The sequence below is a fragment of the Acinetobacter sp. YH12249 genome, assembly GCF_013417475.1.
In the GTDB taxonomy this organism is placed as follows: domain Bacteria; phylum Pseudomonadota; class Gammaproteobacteria; order Pseudomonadales; family Moraxellaceae; genus Acinetobacter.
In genome coordinates this window covers 12,656-33,401 of sequence record NZ_VPDX01000017.1, presented here as the reverse complement: position 1 = coordinate 33,401, position 20,746 = coordinate 12,656, and the positions used below count along the sequence as shown (strand labels likewise).

The 20,746-nt window shown below is 42.9% G+C and carries 15 protein-coding genes; 8 read left to right on the top strand and 7 right to left on the bottom strand.

Annotation, left to right across the window (positions count from 1 at the left end; all coding sequences use genetic code 11):
* Positions 1 to 100 precede the first annotated feature (100 nt).
* The 3 genes from hscB to fdx are packed head-to-tail and all read left to right on the top strand — an operon-like array spanning position 101 to position 2,869.
* On the top strand, positions 101 to 616 hold the full coding sequence (gene hscB / locus FTV25_RS10045; RefSeq protein WP_004786065.1) for a Fe-S protein assembly co-chaperone HscB: 516 nt from the start codon (positions 101 to 103) through the stop codon (positions 614 to 616).
* A 39-nt stretch (positions 617 to 655) separates the two neighbouring features.
* A complete protein-coding gene (gene hscA, locus FTV25_RS10040) occupies positions 656 to 2,515 on the top strand; it encodes a Fe-S protein assembly chaperone HscA (protein WP_180003209.1) in 1,860 nt (619 codons plus the stop codon).
* A gap of 15 nt (positions 2,516 to 2,530) precedes the next feature.
* Positions 2,531 to 2,869, top strand: a complete 339-nt coding sequence (gene fdx / locus FTV25_RS10035; protein ID WP_180003207.1) for an ISC system 2Fe-2S type ferredoxin — start codon at positions 2,531 to 2,533, stop codon at positions 2,867 to 2,869.
* A gap of 74 nt (positions 2,870 to 2,943) precedes the next feature.
* Here fdx and FTV25_RS10030 read toward each other — a convergent pair whose 3' ends face one another.
* From FTV25_RS10030 to aspA, 5 genes are all read right to left on the bottom strand, one after another.
* Positions 2,944 to 4,434 carry an adenylate/guanylate cyclase domain-containing protein gene (locus FTV25_RS10030; protein WP_159122747.1) on the bottom strand — a complete coding sequence of 497 codons (1,491 nt, stop codon included), beginning with the start codon at positions 4,432 to 4,434 and terminating at the stop codon, positions 2,944 to 2,946.
* Positions 4,435 to 4,491: 57 nt separating this feature from the next.
* Positions 4,492 to 4,926, bottom strand: coding sequence for an HIT domain-containing protein (locus FTV25_RS10025; RefSeq protein ID WP_180003205.1), 435 nt, complete (start codon positions 4,924 to 4,926; stop codon positions 4,492 to 4,494).
* Between the two features lie 226 nt (positions 4,927 to 5,152).
* Positions 5,153 to 8,614: a transcription-repair coupling factor gene (mfd, locus tag FTV25_RS10020; RefSeq protein ID WP_180003203.1), complete on the bottom strand. Its 3,462-nt coding sequence runs from the start codon at positions 8,612 to 8,614 to the stop codon at positions 5,153 to 5,155.
* A gap of 124 nt (positions 8,615 to 8,738) precedes the next feature.
* A complete protein-coding gene (locus FTV25_RS10015; RefSeq protein WP_034702570.1) occupies positions 8,739 to 9,098 on the bottom strand; it encodes a hypothetical protein in 360 nt (119 codons plus the stop codon).
* Between the two features lie 124 nt (positions 9,099 to 9,222).
* A complete protein-coding gene (aspA, locus tag FTV25_RS10010) occupies positions 9,223 to 10,671 on the bottom strand; it encodes an aspartate ammonia-lyase (protein WP_180003201.1) in 1,449 nt (482 codons plus the stop codon).
* Positions 10,672 to 11,084: 413 nt separating this feature from the next.
* On the opposite strand from aspA, the gene putP reads away from it, so the two are divergent.
* Positions 11,085 to 12,599 carry a sodium/proline symporter PutP gene (putP, locus tag FTV25_RS10005; RefSeq protein WP_180003199.1) on the top strand — a complete coding sequence of 505 codons (1,515 nt, stop codon included), beginning with the start codon at positions 11,085 to 11,087 and terminating at the stop codon, positions 12,597 to 12,599.
* A 54-nt stretch (positions 12,600 to 12,653) separates the two neighbouring features.
* On the opposite strand, the gene FTV25_RS10000 is transcribed toward putP, so the two are convergent.
* Positions 12,654 to 13,151, bottom strand: a complete 498-nt coding sequence (locus FTV25_RS10000; RefSeq protein ID WP_004786082.1) for an Lrp/AsnC ligand binding domain-containing protein — start codon at positions 13,149 to 13,151, stop codon at positions 12,654 to 12,656.
* A gap of 118 nt (positions 13,152 to 13,269) precedes the next feature.
* On the opposite strand from FTV25_RS10000, the gene putA reads away from it, so the two are divergent.
* The 4 genes from putA (at position 13,270) to FTV25_RS09980 (ending at position 19,700) form a co-directional block, all read left to right on the top strand.
* Positions 13,270 to 17,025 (top strand): trifunctional transcriptional regulator/proline dehydrogenase/L-glutamate gamma-semialdehyde dehydrogenase, encoded by a 3,756-nt coding sequence (gene putA / locus FTV25_RS09995; RefSeq protein ID WP_180003196.1) that lies wholly within the window; start codon positions 13,270 to 13,272, stop codon positions 17,023 to 17,025.
* 179 nt (positions 17,026 to 17,204) lie between these two features.
* The gene (gene trmA, locus FTV25_RS09990; RefSeq protein WP_180003194.1) at positions 17,205 to 18,287 is read left to right on the top strand and encodes a tRNA (uridine(54)-C5)-methyltransferase TrmA; all 1,083 of its coding nucleotides are present in this window, start codon (positions 17,205 to 17,207) and stop codon (positions 18,285 to 18,287) included.
* A gap of 241 nt (positions 18,288 to 18,528) precedes the next feature.
* Positions 18,529 to 18,753 (top strand): hypothetical protein, encoded by a 225-nt coding sequence (locus FTV25_RS09985; RefSeq protein WP_004786091.1) that lies wholly within the window; start codon positions 18,529 to 18,531, stop codon positions 18,751 to 18,753.
* Between the two features lie 383 nt (positions 18,754 to 19,136).
* Positions 19,137 to 19,700 carry a lecithin retinol acyltransferase family protein gene (locus tag FTV25_RS09980; protein WP_125278319.1) on the top strand — a complete coding sequence of 188 codons (564 nt, stop codon included), beginning with the start codon at positions 19,137 to 19,139 and terminating at the stop codon, positions 19,698 to 19,700.
* 106 nt (positions 19,701 to 19,806) lie between these two features.
* On the opposite strand, the gene FTV25_RS09975 is transcribed toward FTV25_RS09980, so the two are convergent.
* A complete protein-coding gene (locus FTV25_RS09975; protein WP_180003192.1) occupies positions 19,807 to 20,718 on the bottom strand; it encodes a bestrophin family protein in 912 nt (303 codons plus the stop codon).
* Positions 20,719 to 20,746: the final 28 nt, after the last annotated feature.

Here is a 20,746-nt window from a genome sequence, read left to right as displayed (position 1 = left end):
AAACAGTGTGAAATACACTGTTTTAATTGCATTTAGGCAGTTATTTTAATTGTCATCAAGCTTAATCATTTTTGCATATTAATCGCGGACTCTATCTCCCATGAATCATTTTGAGTTGTTCAATCTTCCTGTAGCACTCGATATTGATTTAGCCACTTTAAAAGCAGAGTTTTTAAAGTTGCAGCAACAATATCACCCCGATAAAGCTGAAGATAAAGATCAGGCTTTGATTAAATCAAGCGAGATCAATCAGGCATTCAAGGCTTTGTCAGCGGTTGATAGCCGTGCAGCTTATTTACTGTCTTTAAAAAAACAGGACTATCATCTGGATCAGTCTATTAGCGATTTTGAATTTCTTCAGGATGCGCTGGAAATTCGCGAGCAATTAGATGAAGCCTCATCGGCTGAAGATCTTTCTTCTCTGAAAGTTGAAGTTCAGCAATGGATTGATGGTCTAGTTCGTGAGTTCAAAATCGACTATGAAGATGAAGACTGGGGCGAAGCTCGCGATACCGTGCGTAAACTGCGTTTCTTTGTTAAAGTCATGGCGGACATCGACAAAGCGGAAGACCGTTTCCTAGATGATGACAGCTTTGATCTTGATGATGAATTTTAATTTTTCTATTTAATTTTAACGTGCAAAGGATGTAACACTATGGCTCTCTTGCAGATTGCAGAACCAGGTCAATCAAGTGCACCACATGAACACCGCATTGCGATTGGTATCGATTTAGGCACCACCCACTCTTTGGTTGCCACGGTTCTTTCAGGTCAAGCCAAAGTACTCAAAGATGAACAAGGTCGTGTGTTACTTCCTTCTATCGTTCATTATGCAGCACAAAGCACTGAATATGGCGATGATGCCAAACCTTTTATTACCACCGATCCTAAAAATACGATTGTATCCGTAAAACGTTTTATGGGTCGCTCCCAAGCAGATATTAAATTCCAGCATCCTTATGCCTTGGTGGGCGAAGCGAATGAAATGCCGGCATTTGAAACTGCGCAAGGACGTAAAACGCCAGTTGAGATTTCTGCGGAAATTTTAAAGCAGCTTAAAGAACGTGCTGAAGCCAGCTTAAAAAATGAGATTAATGGTGCCGTGATTACGGTTCCTGCATACTTTGATGAAGCACAACGCCAGGCAACACGTGATGCCGCGCAACTGGCCGGTTTAAACGTTCTGCGTTTATTGAATGAACCAACAGCTGCTGCGGTGGCTTATGGATTGGATCAGGAAACCAACTTGAGCACAGATCGCAACTATGTGATTTATGACTTGGGCGGCGGTACCTTTGACGTATCCATTCTGCGTTTCTCTCAAGGTGTGTTCGAAGTATTAGCGACTGGTGGCCATACTGCTCTAGGTGGTGACGATCTGGATCGTCTGATTTTAAAATGGGCTAAAAAACAGCTTAATATCGAAACCCTAGATGATGCTGAATATGCGCATTTCATTACTGCTGCGCGTAAAGCTAAAGAAGCATTATCTGATGCAGACTCAGTTGAATTAAAGCTGCTTGATCAAAGCCTGACTTTAGATCGCCCGACTTTTGAAGAAATCATCAAGGTTGCTTTGGATAAAACCATCAGCGTTTGTAAGCGTGTCATGCGTGATGCCAAGCTGGAACTTGATGATATTCAGAATGTGGTGCTTGTAGGTGGTTCTACCCGCTCGTACGCCGTGCAAAAAGCAGTACGTGATGTGTTTAACCAAGAGCCTCTATGCACCATTAACCCGGATGAAGTGGTTGCGATTGGTGCTTCAATTACAGCGAATCAGCTCATTGGTAACAGCAAAGATGGATCATTATTATTAGATGTGACTCCACTTTCTCTTGGTCTGGAAACCATGGGCGGTCTGGTTGAGCGTCTGATTTCACGTAATACCGCGATTCCAGTCGCACGTCGCCAGGAATTTACGACGTATCAGGATGGCCAAACCGCTATGCTGATTCATGTGGTACAAGGTGAACGTGATCTGGTAGAACATTGCCGCAGCTTGGGCCGTTTTGTCCTGCATGGCATTCCTCCAATGACCGCAGGTCAGGCACGCATTGAAGTGACTTTCCAAGTGGATGCAGATGGCTTATTAACCGTTTCTGCCAAAGAAATGACTTCAGGTGTGACTGCACAAATCGATATCAAACCATCTTATGGCTTGTCGAGTGAAGATACTGAACGTCTGCTGTTAGAAGGTTATCAGTTTGCTGAAGAAGATAAAAATCTTCGTCATCTACAGGAAACCAAGGTGGAAGCACAACGTGAACTTGAAGCACTGGTTCAGGCACTGAAAGTAGATGCTCAATTGATGAATGAAAAGCAATTGGCAGAACTGACTGCTGCGCAAGCACGACTTGAGTCCGAGCTACAAGGTACAGATATCAAAGCCATTGAATCTGCAGTAGAACAGCTTAAAATACATAGTGATGCATTTGCTGCTCTGCGCATGAATCAACATATTGATGCTGCCCTTAAAGGTACTAAACTCGACGATTGGTCAAATTCAAACTAATTTAAGGTAAAGACTATGCCACGTATTAAAGTTCTTCCACATGCGCAAATTTGCCCTGAAGGCGCTGAGTTTGAAGTTGAACAAGATGCCAATCTATGTGAAAGCATGCTAAAAAACGGAATCAAGATTGAACATGCGTGTGATATGTCATGTGCATGTACCACTTGCCACGTAATTGTCCGTCACGGTTTTGACAGTCTTGAAGAAATGAATGATGTCGAAGCTGACTTGCTCGATCGTGCTTGGGGATTAGAACCCGACTCTCGTCTGTCTTGCCAAGTGAAGATTGTGGATGAAGATCTGGAAGTTGAAATTCCAAAATATACCATCAACCATGCTTCAGAAAATCACTAAGATTCTGCAATCAAAAAACCACGCTTAGGCGTGGTTTTTTTTATGGTCTTTATCATTTATTTGAATCATAAAAATTAGATGACTTTTGATCGTTCAGCTGCTCGAAATGCTTCTTCAGCAGACAAAGGTTCAATGACTTCATCTTCAAGTTTTAATTTCACAATTCCTTGAGAGTTGGTCAGTTGCTGTTGGGTTTGAATGCGTTTAATCATTTTCTCCAGCACATGCAGCAACTCTGGATAATCATAGTTTTGCACTTCATCCAGATTTAACAGTAAATGGAAACCTTTATATTCATAATCAAACCAGCGCTGATATTCAACTTTCTGGAAGGCATATTTTTCCATCACTTGCCAAGTGCGAACCGGTGCCTTAATCCCTTTCAGGAAAATTGGCTTTTTAGGTGCACATAGATAGTCATTTTTGATCAGGTTATGGGTATCTTCAGAAATCAGGATTTCATCAACTTCCGCAGCACTTTGTAAGCGTGCAGCCAAATTAGCATCACGACCAACAATGGTATAGGCCATACGGTGATTGGCACCATAGTTCCCCACGTGACAATAACCGGTTGAAATCCCCATACGGATATGTAATGGCGGATAACCCATTTTAATCCAGCGTTCGCGTAGTAATTTCATTTGCTGACGCATTGAAATCGCCATTTCCAGACAATTTTTAGCATCCTGCTCTACACCATCAGAGTGCGGATCGCCAAAGAAGATCAGGATGGCATCCCCCATGAACTTATCGACCGTTGCTTCATATTTCTTGGCGATTTCAGTCATATGGCTTAAGTAGTCATTCAACAGGAAAGCTAAGTCATCCGGAATCAGAGTTTCAGAAAGCTCTGTAAATCCCTGAATATCCGAAAAGAAAATCGTGAGTTTTTTACGTTTGTATTCGATCTTAGCTTCAGACTCGCCTTTCATGATGGATTGCCATAACTGCACTGGCGCATAACGGCTGAGCTGGTTAGCAAATTCCATATAACGGTTCATCTGGTCAAAATAATGATTTTTCTTTTGGGTCATATATTGCATACGACCGCTTTGATAGAAATTTCCGACACCAAAATAAGTAATCAAACAGATGAAACCTAGTACGGTGAGTTCGGTACTGGTGGGACTGAAATAGCTGGTAAACCCAAAAATGCCAATGGTAGACAGATAAAAGATCATGGTGCCAATCAGGCCAGCCAGTGACACCATCATGAACGAAATCTTGTTATTAATGGCGGTATATAGCAATGTGACCACTGCCAGTAGAGACAACACCAGATCCAGATGCACAGCTGCAAGTACAACCGATACGATAATCACATCTAGAACAAAGAAGAAATTACGTTTTAAATTATAGTCGTATTTATAAATCATCCACCGGGATAATTTCGGTGTGATCACCAAAACCAGTGCCAGAAATAACGGAACAAAAATCTGGTAATTGGTGTCCGGTTCCGTGTAGTGATAGACGATCAGAACCAGAGACAGCATGATATATCCCATCATCCGATGGAAATATTCAAACTGTTTTGGTTCCTGATGAATCCAGTCGTCTAATTGCACTCAATTACTCTCTTAAAGTCCAAAATCCTGAATGGACCATAAAATGTATGTCAACGCTTAGTCCATACGCCAGTCAAATGGCATATCCCCTTGACCGCGTAAAGCCAGCATCAAGGTTTGACGCATATGTGCCAATACTTCACTGCTATAAGGAACTGCTGGAGTGCCCCATACCGGCTTAGGCCATGCCACATCATTTTGATAACGAACCACATGATGAAAATGCAGTTGCGGCACCATATTGCCCAAAGCTGCGACATTCATTTTGTCGGCACGGAATACACGCGCTAACTGGCTAGATAACCAGCTTGATTCACGTAAAAACTGCTCTTGGTCAGCTTGGCTCAATTCATATAATTCGGTAACGCCTGGTACACGCGGAACCAGAATCAACCACGGAAATTGCATATCATTCATCAAACGACATGTTGATAAAGGAAAGTCGCCTACAAAAAACGTATCTTGAGCAAGTTGTGGATGCAAACTAAACATATCTTTATAAATGATGCAAAATTAGAATGATGGCTAATACTACCATATACAATTGCGGCTGAGTATTGTAAGCGGGTGCTTTAGGGCAATTTTGTATGAATTGTGAAGGACAAAACGGCAAACTATTAGCTTAAATAATTTCATATGAAAACAAGCTGATATTCACACTATATTTATAAAAATGAAATATAGCGTGAATATTCATATTCTATAAAATCTAAAACTATTAATTTAGCTCTTTTAATAGGCTATCCAGTAAATCACTGATGAACTGGATTCGTTTCTGATAGTCTTCCAGCATTACCATCACTTTTAATCGCTGGCCGCCTTCCATCCTGAAATAGGTCGGATGTTTCTGCATCATCTGGATAATACTCATGGCCTGAACTGGCGTATCTGGTGCAAATTCGATATGGCCGCCCTGCCCACCAATGTCAATTTTGGTGATGCCCAATAGCTCGGCTTTAAGACGTAGCTGATGCACAGCAAATAACTGTTTCACCGGTTGCGGCGGAATGCCAAAACGGTCAATCAGTTCCATACGGATATTATCGAGTTTTTCCTGAGTATCGGTATTACTGATGCGTTTATAGAACAGCAAGCGCTGATGTACATCACCCAGATAATCGTCCGGAATCAAGGCTGGCATATGCAGGTTGATTTCTGCAGTTAAAGACAGTGGCGCATCATAATTCGGCGTTTTACCTTTTTGAATGGCTTTAGTCGCTTTTTCTAGCATTTCCATATACAGGCTATAACCGATCGCCTGCATCGAACCACTTTGCTGCTCGCCTAAAAGTTCACCTGCACCGCGAATTTCCAGATCTTCGGTGGCCAGCATAAAGCCTGCACCCAAAGTCGAGGCACGTTGAATCGCTTCCAGACGTTTTTCTGCATCGCCTTTTAAGCCTTTGATCGATGGAACCAAGAGATAAGCATAAGCCTGGTGATGAGAACGACCAACACGCCCCCGCAACTGGTGTAACTGTGCAAGACCAAGCTTATCTGCCCGCTCAATAATAATGGTATTGGCATTCGGCACATCAATCCCGGTCTCAATAATGGTCGAGCACACCAGGACATTGTATTCCTTGTGGTAGAACTGTTGCATTACCTGCTCCAGCTCACGTTCACGCATCTGACCATGTGCCACAATGACACGTGCTTCAGGCACCAGATTTCGGATATTTTCTGCAGCACGTTCAATGGTATCCACTTCATTATGCAGGAAATAGACCTGACCACCACGCAGTAATTCACGCAGAATCGCCTCTCGAATAGTGTCGCTGGTATGTTCCTGCACAAAAGTTTTTACAGCCAGACGGCGTGCTGGTGGTGTTGCAATAATGGACAGATCACGCATTCCGCTAAAGGCCATATTTAAGGTACGTGGAATTGGCGTTGCAGTTAGGGTCAGCATATCCACATCGGCACGCAGGGCCTTAATACGTTCTTTATCACGTACCCCGAAACGATGTTCTTCATCGACAATCATCAGTCCCAGATTATGGAACTGGACATTTTCCTGTAAAAGCTTATGGGTGCCGATGACAATATCGACTTTGCCATCCGCTAAATCCTCAATCGTTTTGGTATGCGCTTTAGATGAACCGAAACGGGAAAGCACCTCAATCCGAACTGGCCAGTCCGCAAAACGGTCTTTAAAAGATTCATAATGCTGTTGTGCCAGCAAAGTGGTAGGCACTAATACCGCAACCTGACGGTTATTTTGAACTGCGACAAAGGCTGCCCGCATGGCGACTTCAGTTTTACCAAAACCGACATCACCACAGACCAGACGGTCCATTGGTTTTGCCAGTTGCATATCATATAGTGTGGCTTCAATCGCATTGGCCTGATCCGGTGTTTCTTCATAAGCAAAGCCGCTAGCAAACTGCATATACAGACTTTGATCAACCTCAAAACTGATCCCCGGCTTAGATGAACGACGTGCCTGAATATGTAATAACTCGGCTGCGACATCATGAATCTGTTCCAAAGCTTTACGCTTGGCTTTATTCCAAGCATCTGTACCCAGTTTATGTAAAGGTGCCAGATCTGGATCGCCACCACTATAGCGGCTGATCAGATGCAGGTTAGTCACCGGCACATAGACTTTAGCGCCTTCAGCATAATCCAGTTGCAGAAATTCATGGTCCTGATCATCGATACTTAAAGTAATTAAGCCTGCATAACGTCCTACACCATAATCAATGTGTACCACTGGTGCACCAATGCTTAGCTCGGTCAGACTGCGGATCAGGAATTCTTCTGATACTTCCTGCTGACGCTTGCGACGACGTTGGACCACACGATGTTCGTAAAGCTGATTTTCCGAGATCACACTGATCCGATTTGTCAGAACCAGACCACGTTCCAATGGTGCACTGGTAATCGCAATCGCATGCAGAGAATCGACAAAAGCATCAAAGTTTTCTACGGTCGGAATATCGCCCAGACTTGGGCGCAGCGCATCTTTTAAGGTTTCACGACGACCGGCACTTTCAGCAACCAGTAAAACCGGATGATCGGCCGCATCAATATATTTTTTGACTTCGGTAAAGGGCTTTTCACGTTTTGGATCAACAGGCAAGCGTGGTGGTAACTGGGTATCCAGATTAATCACGCCGGCTTTCTCATCAAAAGCTTCTTGTGCCGCAATGATGCGACTAAACTGATTTAGCTGTTCTAAAAGCTGATTGGTCGGACAGAACAGTGCTTCAGGCGGCAGAATCGGCTGATCAATATTATGGCGGCGATCTTCATAACGGCGAGTTACGTCCTGCCAGAACTGTTCTAAACTCTGCTCCAACGCCTTATCTGTAATGACAATGCCATTCTTTGGTAAGTATGAAATTAAGGTACTTTGCCCTTGCATCGCTTCATGACTAAAGAATAAAGGCAGGTAGAACTCAATTCCCGGTGAAGCAATGCCATCCATTACATCCTGATAAATTGGATTTTTCTTTGGATTAGCTGTGGGGAAAAATTCTGCATAACGGTCACGGAAAGTAGCACGACCCTCCTTCAGTGGAAATTCTTGTGCAGGTAATACCGTAAATTGTTCTAGAGTTTGCGTAGTACGTTGCGTTTCCGGATCAAAAAATTTCAGGGTTTCAATTTCATCATCGAACAGGTCAATCCGGATTGGTGCATCCTGACCTGAAGCATATATATCGATAATGCTACCGCGAACTGCAAATTCACCATGGTCATAAACGGTGTCGACCAGATGATAACCAGCCTGAATCAGTTTTTTCTTTTGCTGTTCCAGATCCAGCTTTTGCCCGACTCGAATATCGAAGTGTTCACCCAGCACCCATGAAGTAGGTGCAACACGCTGTGCCAATGTAGAAGCTGCCAGCAACAATACGCCACCTTGGGGCATATTAGATAAAATTGCCAGACGTTCAGAAACGATATCCTGATGCGGTGACAGACGGTCGTAAGGCAAAATTTCCCAGTCTGGAAATATGGTCGGTTTAATCCCATAAAATTCCAGTTCACTTTCCAGTTGACCCAAATGCTGGTTATTACGCGCAACAATAACAAATAGACGCGATTGTTGCTGCTTGATAATTTCTTTCAGCAATAATGCAGTAGACGAGCCTTGCAGATTGCCTAACCAGCGTTTCTCGCCTGCCTTGAACTTTGTTAAATTAAGTTGGGAAATTTCTTGTTGGAACATGTATATAGCTTTAAAGTCTAAACAACATGAAGCTTATACTATCACGATGATCTGGTGCTATTTCGTTATTTTTATGCAGTCGTTACAGATTGACTGCATAGGATAAAATCAGCCTATGATTCAGTTATTTTTTATCACGTAAAAAGTTACGATAATAGTCATTCAACTTTTTCACAATTGCTTTGAATTGCAGCAGGTTTTCTTCAGTATTTCCTAATCTTGCATTAAAACGCTGATTGGCAATTTCCAGATCAATTTTTTCATTAATGATCATTGCAGTTGAATATAGCGCTTTTAAATCATCAAAAGTTTTCATGCGTCGGTTAGACAAATATTCCAGCCGCTCGCCCAGCTCCTCATTTAAATTAATCCCATCCACAATATAGCCGATCCCTTCTACATATTGGATATGATTCTCTTCCAGAAAAATCTGAGCCGGATCAGGTTTATTTGATTTAAATAAGTTGCTGATTTTATCAAACATGCTATGCACTCAATTCATTGTGTCATCGATATAGTCTAGATGAAAATACCCCAAACCCACAGACGGGATTTGAGGCAAATGGTTAAAATCAGTACGAGTCTATATTGGACTCATCCTTAAACTTTCAGGATACCTGTTCCCATTGGTTCATCATTGGGACTTCTGAAACCAGATTTTCAAAGGCAAAGATTTCATCCAGCTGAATTTCACTCAACAAACCCAGCTCCAACACCACTTCGGGTACAGTTTTATTTTCACGAATACATTGCTTGCCAATTTCATCACAAGTGGCATGACCCAAAAGTGGCTCCAGTAAGGTGATAATCCCGATACTACGCATCACTGCATTTAAACAGTTCTGTTCGTTGGCCTGAATTCCAGCGATACATTTTTGTTGTAGGGTCTGCATACCTTGAGTTAATAATTGGATGGATTCATTTAAGGATACTGCAATGACCGGCTCCATAACATTAAGCTGTAATTGCCCTGCTTCTGCTGCCATTGTCACAGTCAGGTCATTACCAATCACACGAAACGCAATCTGATTCACTACTTCTGGAATAACCGGATTGACCTTAGCTGGCATGATAGAAGAACCCGCCTGTAATTCTGGCAAACGGATTTCCGCTAGACCGGTACGCGGGCCAGAACTTAAAAGACGCAAGTCATTACAGATTTTGGACAACTTAACAGCCAGACGTTTCAGACTACTGGACAGAATAATAAACACGCCACAATCGCTGGTCGCTTCGACATAATCTTCCGCGCCTTTTAAAGGTAGGCCAGTAATTTTCGTTAAAGTTTGTACTGCATGTTTGGCATAACCATCTGGAGTATTCACGCCGGTTCCAATGGCGGTCGCACCCAGATTCACTTCCAGCAATAACTGACGCATTTGCTCAATCAGCTTCAGGTCTTCTTTTAATAAGGTTGCGAAAGCACGGAATTCCTGTTCCAGAGTCATTGGGACTGCATCCTGTAACTGGGTACGCCCCATCTTGATCACATATTGAAACTCTGATGCCTTGCTATATAAAGTATCAATCAACGATTTTTGTACATGAAGTAGTTCATCCAGACGTGTATAAGTCGCTAGACGTAGTGCCGTGGGATAAACATCATTAGTCGATTGCGAAGTATTCACATGATCATTTGGATGCAAGATATGGTAATCGCCTTTACGATGCCCGAGCAATTCTAGCGCCCGATTTGCAATGACCTCATTCGCATTCATATTAATAGAAGTACCGGCTCCACCCTGATAAGGATCAAGCGGAAATGCTTCCTGCCAATCTTGAGGTTGATGAATCAATTCATCACAGGCTTGTTGAATAGCAGTACTTTGTTGTTCTGATATTTTCTGAAAATATAAATTCGTTTGTGCTGCTGCTTTTTTAACTTGTGCCAATGCGCGAATGAAGTGTGCTTGCTGGCCTACTGCCAGACCTGAAATCTGAAAATTCTCAATCGCACGCAAAGTATGAATACCATAATAGCTGTGCTGGGGAATCTGCTTCTTACCCAATAAATCCTGTTCAATTCGGCTTGATTCTATTTGCAACATATTGTCCATGTCATATTACTCTTAGCGATGATGCACCATTCAGAATGGCGTTACTCCACTATGAAGAGAGGGTGTAAAAACAAATAGAAGTGATTTAAGCAGGATTTGAAACAAAATATGTCTAATTCGAGATTGTTGTTATTTTTGTAAAATTGTGTAATTAAAATACAAAAATTCAATGAATTTAACTGTTTATTAAAATTATTTATTTTTCTTCAAAACCATGTGTAAGTTTGCATTTTACAACCCTTTCCTAATTCTTCATTTTTATAAGAAAATTCTTAATTTACACAAAATATACATAAAATCTGATCAACTGTTACAGAGTGTAATTTTTAAACCATGTTTGAATCACTGCCCTGTGAATGCAGTTCAAAAATCATCCCGGATGATGATGTTTAAAATTTAAGGATACTTTGCCTATGAGCTCGCTTAACCCGACACTGATTACTTTTATGTTTTATATCGTCGCCATGATTGGGATCGGTTTATATGCCTATCGTGCGACATCCAATTTTGATGAATATATTCTGGGTGGGCGAAGTCTGGGCAGTGTCGTGACTGCGCTTTCCGCAGGTGCATCCGACATGAGTGGCTGGCTGCTGATGGGCTTACCCGGAGCCATCTATTTTTCCGGTCTGTCAGAAGTCTGGATTGCGATTGGCCTGATTATTGGCGCCTGGCTGAACTGGTTACTGGTAGCTGGCCGTCTGCGTGCCCATACTGAATTTCAGAACAATGCTCTGACCCTGCCTGATTATTTCACCAGCCGTTTTGCGGATAAGAAACGAATCTTACGCTTACTATCAGCCATTGTGATTCTGGTATTCTTTGCAATTTACTGTGCTTCCGGCATGGTCGCAGGTGCGCGTCTGTTCGAAAGCCTGTTTGGCTGGGATTACACGACAGCACTTTGGCTCGGTGCAGTGGCCACGATTCTGTATGTGTGTATTGGCGGCTTCCTGGCAATCAGTTGGACCGATACCTTTCAGGCTGGCTTAATGATCTTTGCGTTGCTTATTACACCCATCATTACCTATCTGGCATTGGGTGATAACGCTCAACAGGTGGGCACCCTACTGGAAACTGCCCGTCCACATGCCTCCAATATGCTGGAAGGCCTAAGTTTTGTCGCAATTATTTCTAGCTTGGCTTGGGGCTTAGGCTATTTTGGTCAGCCACATATTCTGGTGCGCTTTATGGCGGCAGATTCGGTCAAAACTATTCCTACTGCACGCCGGATCGGCATGACCTGGATGATTGTATGTCTGGTGGGTGCAATGTCGGCGGGCTATATCGGGATTGCTTATTTTGCAGCAAATCCTGACCTTCCTGCTGCTGCAATCGTCAACCAGAATCCTGAAACCGTGTTTATGGAATTGACCAAAATCCTGTTTAACCCTTGGATTGCAGGCATCATATTAGCGGCAATTCTGGCTGCGATTATGAGTACATTGAGCTGCCAGTTACTGGTCTGCTCGACTACCCTGACTGAAGATTTATATAAGGGTTTCCTACGTAAAAATGCTTCACAAAAAGAACTGATCTGGGTGGGTCGTGGCATGGTGATTGTGATTGCCTTGATTGCAATCTCCTTGGCCATCAATCCAAACAGTAAAGTTCTAGGTCTGGTGGCTTATGCCTGGGCTGGCTTTGGTGCTGCCTTTGGTCCACTGATCATTTTCTCATTGTTCTGGAAACGCATGACCCTCAACGGCGCGATTGTCGGAATGGTTGTCGGTGCTGTAACCGTAATTGCCTGGAAAAATTATATGGGTGATACCGGTCTATATGAGATTATTCCAGGTTTTATTCTGGCAGCGCTAAGTATTGTGATTGTGAGTCTATTGGATAAAGCGCCAAACCACGATGTCGTCAATCGTTTTGAACTGGCAAAAGCCGAATATCAGAAAGAAATGGCTGAAATGAATAAATAATCTTTCTATTTCAAATTAAAAAGGGACTTTATGTCCCTTTTGTTTTGTCTGAATTTATACCTTGGCTTTAGCCGGCATTTTCAGCTTGATCTGCTGGGTTTCCTTGATCACTTCCATGACCGGATAACTACGGGTTTCCTTTACCCCCGGTAATTGCCACAAAATATCACCGGAGATTTTTCGGAATTCATCCATATTGGCACAGCGAATTTTCACAACAAAATCAAAGCCTCCACTAATCATATGACATTCCACAATATCCGGAATATGCTGCACGGCTTCGGAAAATTCTTCCAGTACATTCGGTGTGGTTTTATCCAGCAAAATTTCGACAAAGACCACAAAACCGTTATTCAGCATGATTGGATTGAGTCGCGCTTCATAACCGAGAATAAATCCTTCCTTGGTCAGTTTCTGTACACGAGCAAGCACCGCAGTTGGTGAAAGATTCACCATTTCCGCCAGTTTAATATTGGAAATTTTCGATTCAGACTGCAGCAAATCAAGGATACGAATATCTATTCGGTCAAGGCTTAAATAAGGGCTATTCATTAGAATTATTCTCTAAAAATGATACAAACTATAGTGAGATATTCGTCAATTATTTTGGGATTATAGATTAAAACTCATTCAACTCAAAGAACCGATTGACGCAGTACAGGAAGTCACTATGTCCACCACATTACGCCCGAATTCGCACTCGAATGCAGTGAAGCAATCGAATTACATTGCTGAATTTAAGGATAAAAACCAATACGAGCAGCGCATCAATACCGCATGGCGACGCGCCGAGTCCGAGTGCGTGGAAACGCTGCTGGAACATAGTGAAATTTCTTCTGAACTGACGGATAAAATTCAGCGCCTAGCGTTTGATCTGGCACATTCCCTACGCGAGCGTAAAGGCTCTGGTGGTAAAGCCGGTATCGTACAAGGATTGCTTCAGGAATTTTCGCTCTCTTCTCAGGAAGGAATTGCCTTGATGTGTCTGGCAGAAGCCTTACTGCGTATTCCAGATACAGCAACCCGTGACCTGCTGATCCGCGACAAGATCAATCAGGGCAACTGGAAAGAACATCTCGGCCAAAGCCAACTGATGTTCGTGAATGCTGCAGCCTGGGGTTTGATGCTGACCGGCAAACTGATGGAAACACCACAGCAGAAAAGCTTGTCGAGTTTATTAACCGGTCTTTTAGCACGTAGTGGCCGTGGCATCATCCGTAAAGCGGTGGACGTCGCAATGCGCATGATGGGTGAGCAGTTTGTCACTGGCGAAACCATTGATGAAGCCCTGAAAAATGCAGAACGACTAGAAGATAAAGGTTTCCAATATTCTTATGACATGCTTGGTGAAGCAGCGCTGACCGATCCAGATGCGGAGCGTTATTATCAGGACTATCAAGACGCCATTCATGCTATCGGCAAGGCATCAACAGATAAGGATGTTTATAACGGTCCCGGTATTTCCATCAAACTGTCTGCACTGCATCCACGTTATCAGCGCTCGCAAATGGACCGCGTCAATGATGAACTGTATAGCAAAGTTCTGAATCTGGCAGTTCTGGCGAAAAACTATAATATCGGCCTGAATATTGATGCCGAAGAAACTGAGCGTCTGGAAATTTCCTTAGAGCTTTTAGAACGTCTTTGTTTTGAACCTGAACTCAATAACTGGAAAGGCATTGGTTTTGTGATTCAGGCCTACCAGAAACGCTGCTTCTATGTCGTGGATTACATCATTGATCTGGCTAAACGCAGCCAGAAACGCCTGATGATTCGTCTGGTGAAAGGTGCGTATTGGGATAGCGAGATCAAGAAAGCCCAGATCGAAGGTATGTCTGATTATCCGGTGTTTACCCGTAAAGTACATACTGACCTATCCTATATTGCCTGCGCACGTAAACTACTGGCAGAGCCGGACTATATTTACCCGCAATTTGCGACACATAATGCGCAGACTGTTGCCACGATTTATCAGCTCGCTAATCCAGAACGTTATTATGCTGGTCAATATGAATTCCAGTGTCTGCATGGCATGGGTGAACCACTATACGAAAATGTGGTGGGTGACAAAGCTGCTGGAAAACTCGGTGTTCCATGCCGGATCTATGCCCCAGTCGGCAACCATGAAACCCTACTGGCCTATCTGGTGCGTCGACTACTGGAAAATGGCGCGAATACCTCTTTCGTCAATCGCATTGCCGACAAGAATTTAAAAGTCGAAGACCTGATTGAGAATCCGCGTCAAACCATTTTAAAAGCAGCTCAACAGGAAAATGCCTTAGGTGCTAAACATCCGCAAATCCCTTATCCAAAAGATTTATATGGTACTTTACGATCAAATTCGTCTGGTTTGGATCTGGCCAATGACGCAGACCTGCAAGCCTTAAATGAAGTTGCAACTGACTTGGCGAATAGCCAATTCCAGGCTGCTGCAATGGGTACTGCTTTCTCAGAAATTAATAGTAGTCATCCTGTACAGATTATCAACCCTGCCCAGCATCAAGATGTGGTCGGCACCGTATATGAAGCCACCACTGAACAGACAGAAATTGCCCTGACTCAGGCAGTGAATGCTCAACATTTCTGGAGCAACTTGCCGAAGGATGAACGTGCAGCCTGTCTCAATAAGGCCGCTGACCTGATGCAGCAACGTTTGCTGCCACTGATGGTTCTACTGTCTCGTGAAGCCGGTAAAACTTATGCCAATGCGATTGCGGAAGTCCGTGAAGCAATTGACTTCCTACGCTACTATGCTGGCCAGATGCTGGACCTGTCTAATGATGTACATATTCAGCCTTTAGGAACTGTACTCTGCATTAGTCCTTGGAACTTCCCGTTAGCGATCTTTACCGGACAGATTTCGGCGGCATTGGTTGCTGGTAATACCGTGATTGCCAAGTCGGCTGAACAGACTCCATTGATTGCCGCTCAAGCTGTGCAGATACTCTGGGAAGCTGGTATTCCTCAGGATGTCTTGCAACTCTTGCCGGGTCGTGGTGAAACCATTGGCGCTCAACTCAGCCAAGATTCCCGTATCCAAGGCATCATGTTTACCGGTTCTACCGAAGTAGCGAAGATTCTACAGAAGACCGTTGCAGAACGACTGAATCAGTTTGGCGAAAGCGTGACGCTGATTGCCGAAACTGGTGGCCAGAATGCCATGATCGTAGATTCATCAGCGCTCACCGAACAGGTTGTGCTGGATGTAGTTAACTCAGCCTTTGATAGTGCCGGTCAGCGCTGTTCTGCCCTGCGTGTGCTCTGTGTACAGAAAGATAATCTGGACACCGTGCGTAATATGTTGAAAGGTGCCATGCAGCAATTGCGAGTCGGTAATCCAGTCCTACTCAAAACCGATATTGGCCCAGTGATTGATGCCGAAGCACAGCAGAATATCCAGAAGCATATTGATCAGATGCGCAGTAAAGGTCATGAAGTTCATCAGCTGATGTTTAATCAAGATGCTGCTGATCTGGCTCAAGGGACGTTTATTCAACCGACCTTAATTGAACTGCCGAATTTAAATGATCTTGAGCGTGAAGTCTTTGGTCCAGTGCTGCATCTGATTAGCTATAAAGCCGGTGAGCTGCCACAACTTCTGGATCAGATCAACAGCAAAGGTTATGGCCTGACCATGGGACTACATACCCGAATCGATGAAACCATGCAAACCGTGATTTCAAAAGCGCATGTCGGGAACTTGTATATCAACCGCAATATTGTCGGTGCTGTGGTGGGTGTACAACCCTTCGGTGGTGAAGGTCTGTCTGGAACTGGTCCTAAAGCCGGGGGTCCACTTTATATCTACCGTTTAATGCATCAGGTGTCTGAGAAGAAACTGGCTCAGCCTTATGCAATGCAGTCTGCTCAGGCACCATTTGGAAATCCAGTAATACAGGACTTTAAGACTTGGGTAAACAAGACTTTCTCAAGCATTTCGTTGAATGCTCCAGCTCAGATTGCAACGGGACATAGCTTTAGCCTGCAAGGTCCAACGGGTGAAGAGAATCAGTACATGATCTTGCCGCGTGAGAGTGTGCTCTCTCTAGCAGACAATGATGTAGATCAGATTCAGCAAATCTTGGCAATTTTATCGGTCGGTAGCCGCCCGGCTGTACTGGCAGACAATACTTTTATACTCAAGTATCTGCAAAGTATGCCCTCGAGTGTGGTGAAAGCCATTAAAGTCATCAAGGATATTGAATCAGGTGATTTTGAGGCTGTACTGCATCATGGCGATACATCTGCATTGATGGATTTGCAGCAACGTATTGCAAGACGACAAGGATCAATTGTAGGTATCACGCATTTAAGCTCTGGAAATTATGATATTCCAGTGGAGCGTTTCGTGATTGAACGTGCAATCAGTATCAATACCGCAGCTGCAGGTGGCAATGCCAGCCTCATGACCATGTCAGACCTGTAAAAAGCTTTAGTACTGAGATTATTTTAATTCCTTTCCTCTTACGGCCAAATCTCTCCCCTTTGCAGATTTGGCCTTTTTTTAATTGCTTTTCCAGCCTATTTCCGGGAATAGGCTTAGTCAGAACAGCAAATTTTTGCTACCATCTTGGCTTTCAAAATATTTGCGATTTTTTACTGCATATGACCTCATCTTATCAGCAACAACTGGATGCCAAAGTTGAACGCATTAGCGCGCAATTTGCCGAATATCAACCACCTGCCCTTGAAGTATTTGAGTCGCCTGAACAGTACTATCGCATGCGTGCTGAATTCCGGATCTGGCATACTGAAGATGACCTGTTCTATGCCATGTTTGAACGTGATCAGAACAATAACAAGAAAGTGATCCGTATTGATGAATTCCCTGTGGCTGACCGCAGTATTAATGACTTAATGCCGCAATTGCTAGAAGCCTTCAAAGCCGATGCAACTCTAGGCCACCGCCTATTTGAAGTCCACTTTCTAGCAACACTAAAAGGTGAAGTACTGGTTTCCCTGATCTATCACCGTAAACTGGATGAAAGCTGGGAACCTGCAGCTAAAGCACTGGCTGAAAAATTGAAGATCAAGCTGATTGGTCGTAGCCGTGGCCAGAAATTTGTCTTGAGCGATGAGTTTGTCGTAGAAGAACTCACTGTATTTGACCGTAAATATCAGTACAAACAGATCGAAAGCAGCTTCACCCAGCCGAATGCTCAAGTCTGCCAGAAAATGCTGGAATGGGCATGTAATGCCGCGCAGCAATCTGACAAAGATCTCTTAGAGCTGTATTGTGGCAATGGTAACTTTACCCTGCCATTGTCTACCCGTTTCCGTCGTGCATTGGCAACTGAATTGGCCAAGTCATCTGTGTATGCGGCTGAATGGAATATCGAGCAGAACGGTATCGAGAATATTCAGGTGGCGCGTCTGTCCGCTGAAGAATTTACGCAAGCTTTTAATGGTGATCGTACTTTCCGCCGTCTGCAAGAAGCCAATATCGATCTGTCAACTTATGACTTCGATACGGTATTTGTCGATCCACCACGGGCAGGGATTAATAATGAAACACTGAAACTGTTGCAACGCTTTGAACGAATCATCTACATTTCTTGCAATCCGGACACATTACACGACAATCTGAAACAATTGTCCCAAACCCATAAAATTACCAAGTTTGCCTTGTTCGATCAGTTTCCTTATACCCACCATGTAGAGTCAGGCGTACTGCTGGAAAAACGCTAAAAATATTGTTTCAATTTATTTTTTTGTTACATAAATGGAGCTTTTGTTAGCTCCATTTTTATACATAAAATTAGTAACTTATGCATGAATTATCTTGTTTCAATCAAATAATATCGTTCAAAATCTTATCTCCAATCGAAAATTTGAAATACTGACTGCTGCTTTTATCACATAGGTCCTATTGCTTTATTTATTAAATTGGATATATTTCACCCTATGTTAGGTTGTGTATGAAGGCTCTATGAGTTTCTGGCAGAAGTTGTTTTCAGATGAACAACAAAATGAACACAAGAACCAGATTGCTTGTGTTGAAAATGATTGCTCTTGCAAGACAAATGAACAGCTCCTTGAAGCACTGTCTAAAGCAACTGATGAAGATATCATTATCGGAATCAAAAAAGTTCTAGCTTCTCGCGGTTACAGCCGTAAAGAACTCAATGAACTTCAGCACCTGCCGCTGCAATAAGCAGCTTAGGTCTTGATAAAATGCATTTGCATACGCAAATGCATTTTTATATCTATCATTTGGATTTTTGCCAACCCTTATTTCCTCTTAATCAGATGGAACCTAATCTTTCTATCTGAACTTGGGTTTCTATATCTTCATTTCTCTTCAATGCAGATAAATGACTTTGCATATCATATTTGCTTAGACTATTTAGACATTATAATTTTAGATCTGCCTCAATCAGTGCACATACAGCATTTATAAAGTTCGAAAAATTTAAAGATGACTGTCTAGACAACGAATTCTGGATAGAATTGAACCCTAAAACATCGATTAATTCACAAAAAAACAGTACACTTGCTGTTTAAAATACACTTGTTATTAAATGGCTTAATCTTTACATGCAGCGAACTAAACGGTTTCCCATAGGTGCGCATCTTATGGTTAAACATTTCGGTTATACTCATCACGGGATTTATGCCGGGCGTGGTCGTGTCATCCACTATTCCGGTTTTGCACATTTATTTAAAAAGCATCCAATTGAAATCACCTCAATTGAGAAATTCAGCAACGGCAAACCGATTCAGATCCAGTATTATGCCTCAGCAAAATACAAAGGCCGTAAAGTGGTTCGTCGTATGCGTTCCAGAATGCATGAAAATAACTATCACCTGATTATCAATAATTGTGAACATCTCTGTACCTGGGCAATCACTGGTGTAGAAAGCAGCCCACAAGTCATTCAGATGATGAATCGCCTGACGACGATCGGTTATATCAGCTCCATGATGAGCTTTATGAATAGCCTTTTCCTGACCTTGACGACCACCTGTTTCGCTCTAGCTCTCTATATCAAGAAAAAGCTACGTGACAAGGCCAAACAACGTTTAGAGCAATATCGTGAGCTACATGAGCAGGTTAAAAACAATAGCCCAGATCTTGGTAATCATTTAAAACATCGTTAAGGTTTTAGTTTCTTGCTATTAAAGTTTTTAAGACGGCTATTTAAAAATAAGATGACTTTCATTTGATTTATTGAATAATTAACTTGTCGATAAAATCGATTTAAACCTAAGTTAAATAAGCTTTTTTAGCTTTAATCGCTTCAGGTAATTCTTGTCCTAAAGAACTCAGGGTTTCACGTTCGATCAGTCTCACAATAGAGTCTAAAGGCAGATCATTATCCTGAAATCCAAAAGGCTCTTCCAGTTCTGCACTCAGCTCATCTAACCCTAACAGCATATAGGCAATCAGGCCGACCAGAATCGGAGTCCATAAACCAAGACTGGCTTCCAGACTAAATGGCAGGATAAAGCAGAAAGAATAAACAGCACGATGCAACAGCACCGAATAAGAAAAGGGTAACGGCGTCGACAGGATCCGGTCACAACCCGCCTGTATATCGCCTAAAGCCACTGTATGCTGATTCAGATTGTTATAAATAATGTCTGTAATCTTGCCTTGTTTGTAGAGCAAAACCAAATCTTTCTGGATCTGTTCCAGTACCCATTGTGATGCATTGATATGCGTGGGCAATTGTTCAAATGCAGCAACTTCAAAACCAGTGTGGGTCTGGTAATGCTGAATACTTTGCTGTTGCTGTCTCAAACGGTCACGTAATAAATGAGTAAAGAGCATCATTCGATACAACAGGATTTCACGTGACTGATCATCAAGCACGTAACTATCACGACATAAATGACGTGTGGTAGCAATCAGCGCTCCCCACAGCTTACGCCCTTCCCACCAACGGTCATAACAGGCAGTGTTACGAAAGCTGAGAAAAATTGACAGAATCACCCCGAAGATGGTAAAGCCAATGGCCGGCACTGCAGGAAAGCTAAAAAAATGCGCCTGACGCAGATAGACCAGCAAGCCTGAAAGAAAAATTACCAGCCCCAAGGCAGGCAGAACTTTAGGCAAAATTGTGCCATGCCATGCAAACAGCAGACTAAAGCTATTACTTTTATCACGAACAATCATTCATTCTTTCCTGCCACGATTGAAAAAG

Coding starts and splice junctions, on each gene's coding strand:
- FTV25_RS09980 (WP_125278319.1), top strand. CDS start 19,137: ATGCAGCGAACTAAACGGTTTCCCATAGGTGCGCATCTTATGGTTAAA.
- FTV25_RS10015 (WP_034702570.1), bottom strand. CDS start 9,098: ATGTTTGATAAAATCAGCAACTTATTTAAATCAAATAAACCTGATCCG.
- aspA (WP_180003201.1), bottom strand. CDS start 10,671: ATGGACAATATGTTGCAAATAGAATCAAGCCGAATTGAACAGGATTTA.
- mfd (WP_180003203.1), bottom strand. CDS start 8,614: ATGTTCCAACAAGAAATTTCCCAACTTAATTTAACAAAGTTCAAGGCA.
- FTV25_RS09985 (WP_004786091.1), top strand. CDS start 18,529: ATGAGTTTCTGGCAGAAGTTGTTTTCAGATGAACAACAAAATGAACAC.
- FTV25_RS10025 (WP_180003205.1), bottom strand. CDS start 4,926: ATGTTTAGTTTGCATCCACAACTTGCTCAAGATACGTTTTTTGTAGGC.
- FTV25_RS10000 (WP_004786082.1), bottom strand. CDS start 13,151: ATGAATAGCCCTTATTTAAGCCTTGACCGAATAGATATTCGTATCCTT.
- FTV25_RS09975 (WP_180003192.1), bottom strand. CDS start 20,718: ATGATTGTTCGTGATAAAAGTAATAGCTTTAGTCTGCTGTTTGCATGG.
- hscB (WP_004786065.1), top strand. CDS start 101: ATGAATCATTTTGAGTTGTTCAATCTTCCTGTAGCACTCGATATTGAT.
- fdx (WP_180003207.1), top strand. CDS start 2,531: ATGCCACGTATTAAAGTTCTTCCACATGCGCAAATTTGCCCTGAAGGC.
- trmA (WP_180003194.1), top strand. CDS start 17,205: ATGACCTCATCTTATCAGCAACAACTGGATGCCAAAGTTGAACGCATT.
- putP (WP_180003199.1), top strand. CDS start 11,085: ATGAGCTCGCTTAACCCGACACTGATTACTTTTATGTTTTATATCGTC.
- putA (WP_180003196.1), top strand. CDS start 13,270: ATGTCCACCACATTACGCCCGAATTCGCACTCGAATGCAGTGAAGCAA.
- hscA (WP_180003209.1), top strand. CDS start 656: ATGGCTCTCTTGCAGATTGCAGAACCAGGTCAATCAAGTGCACCACAT.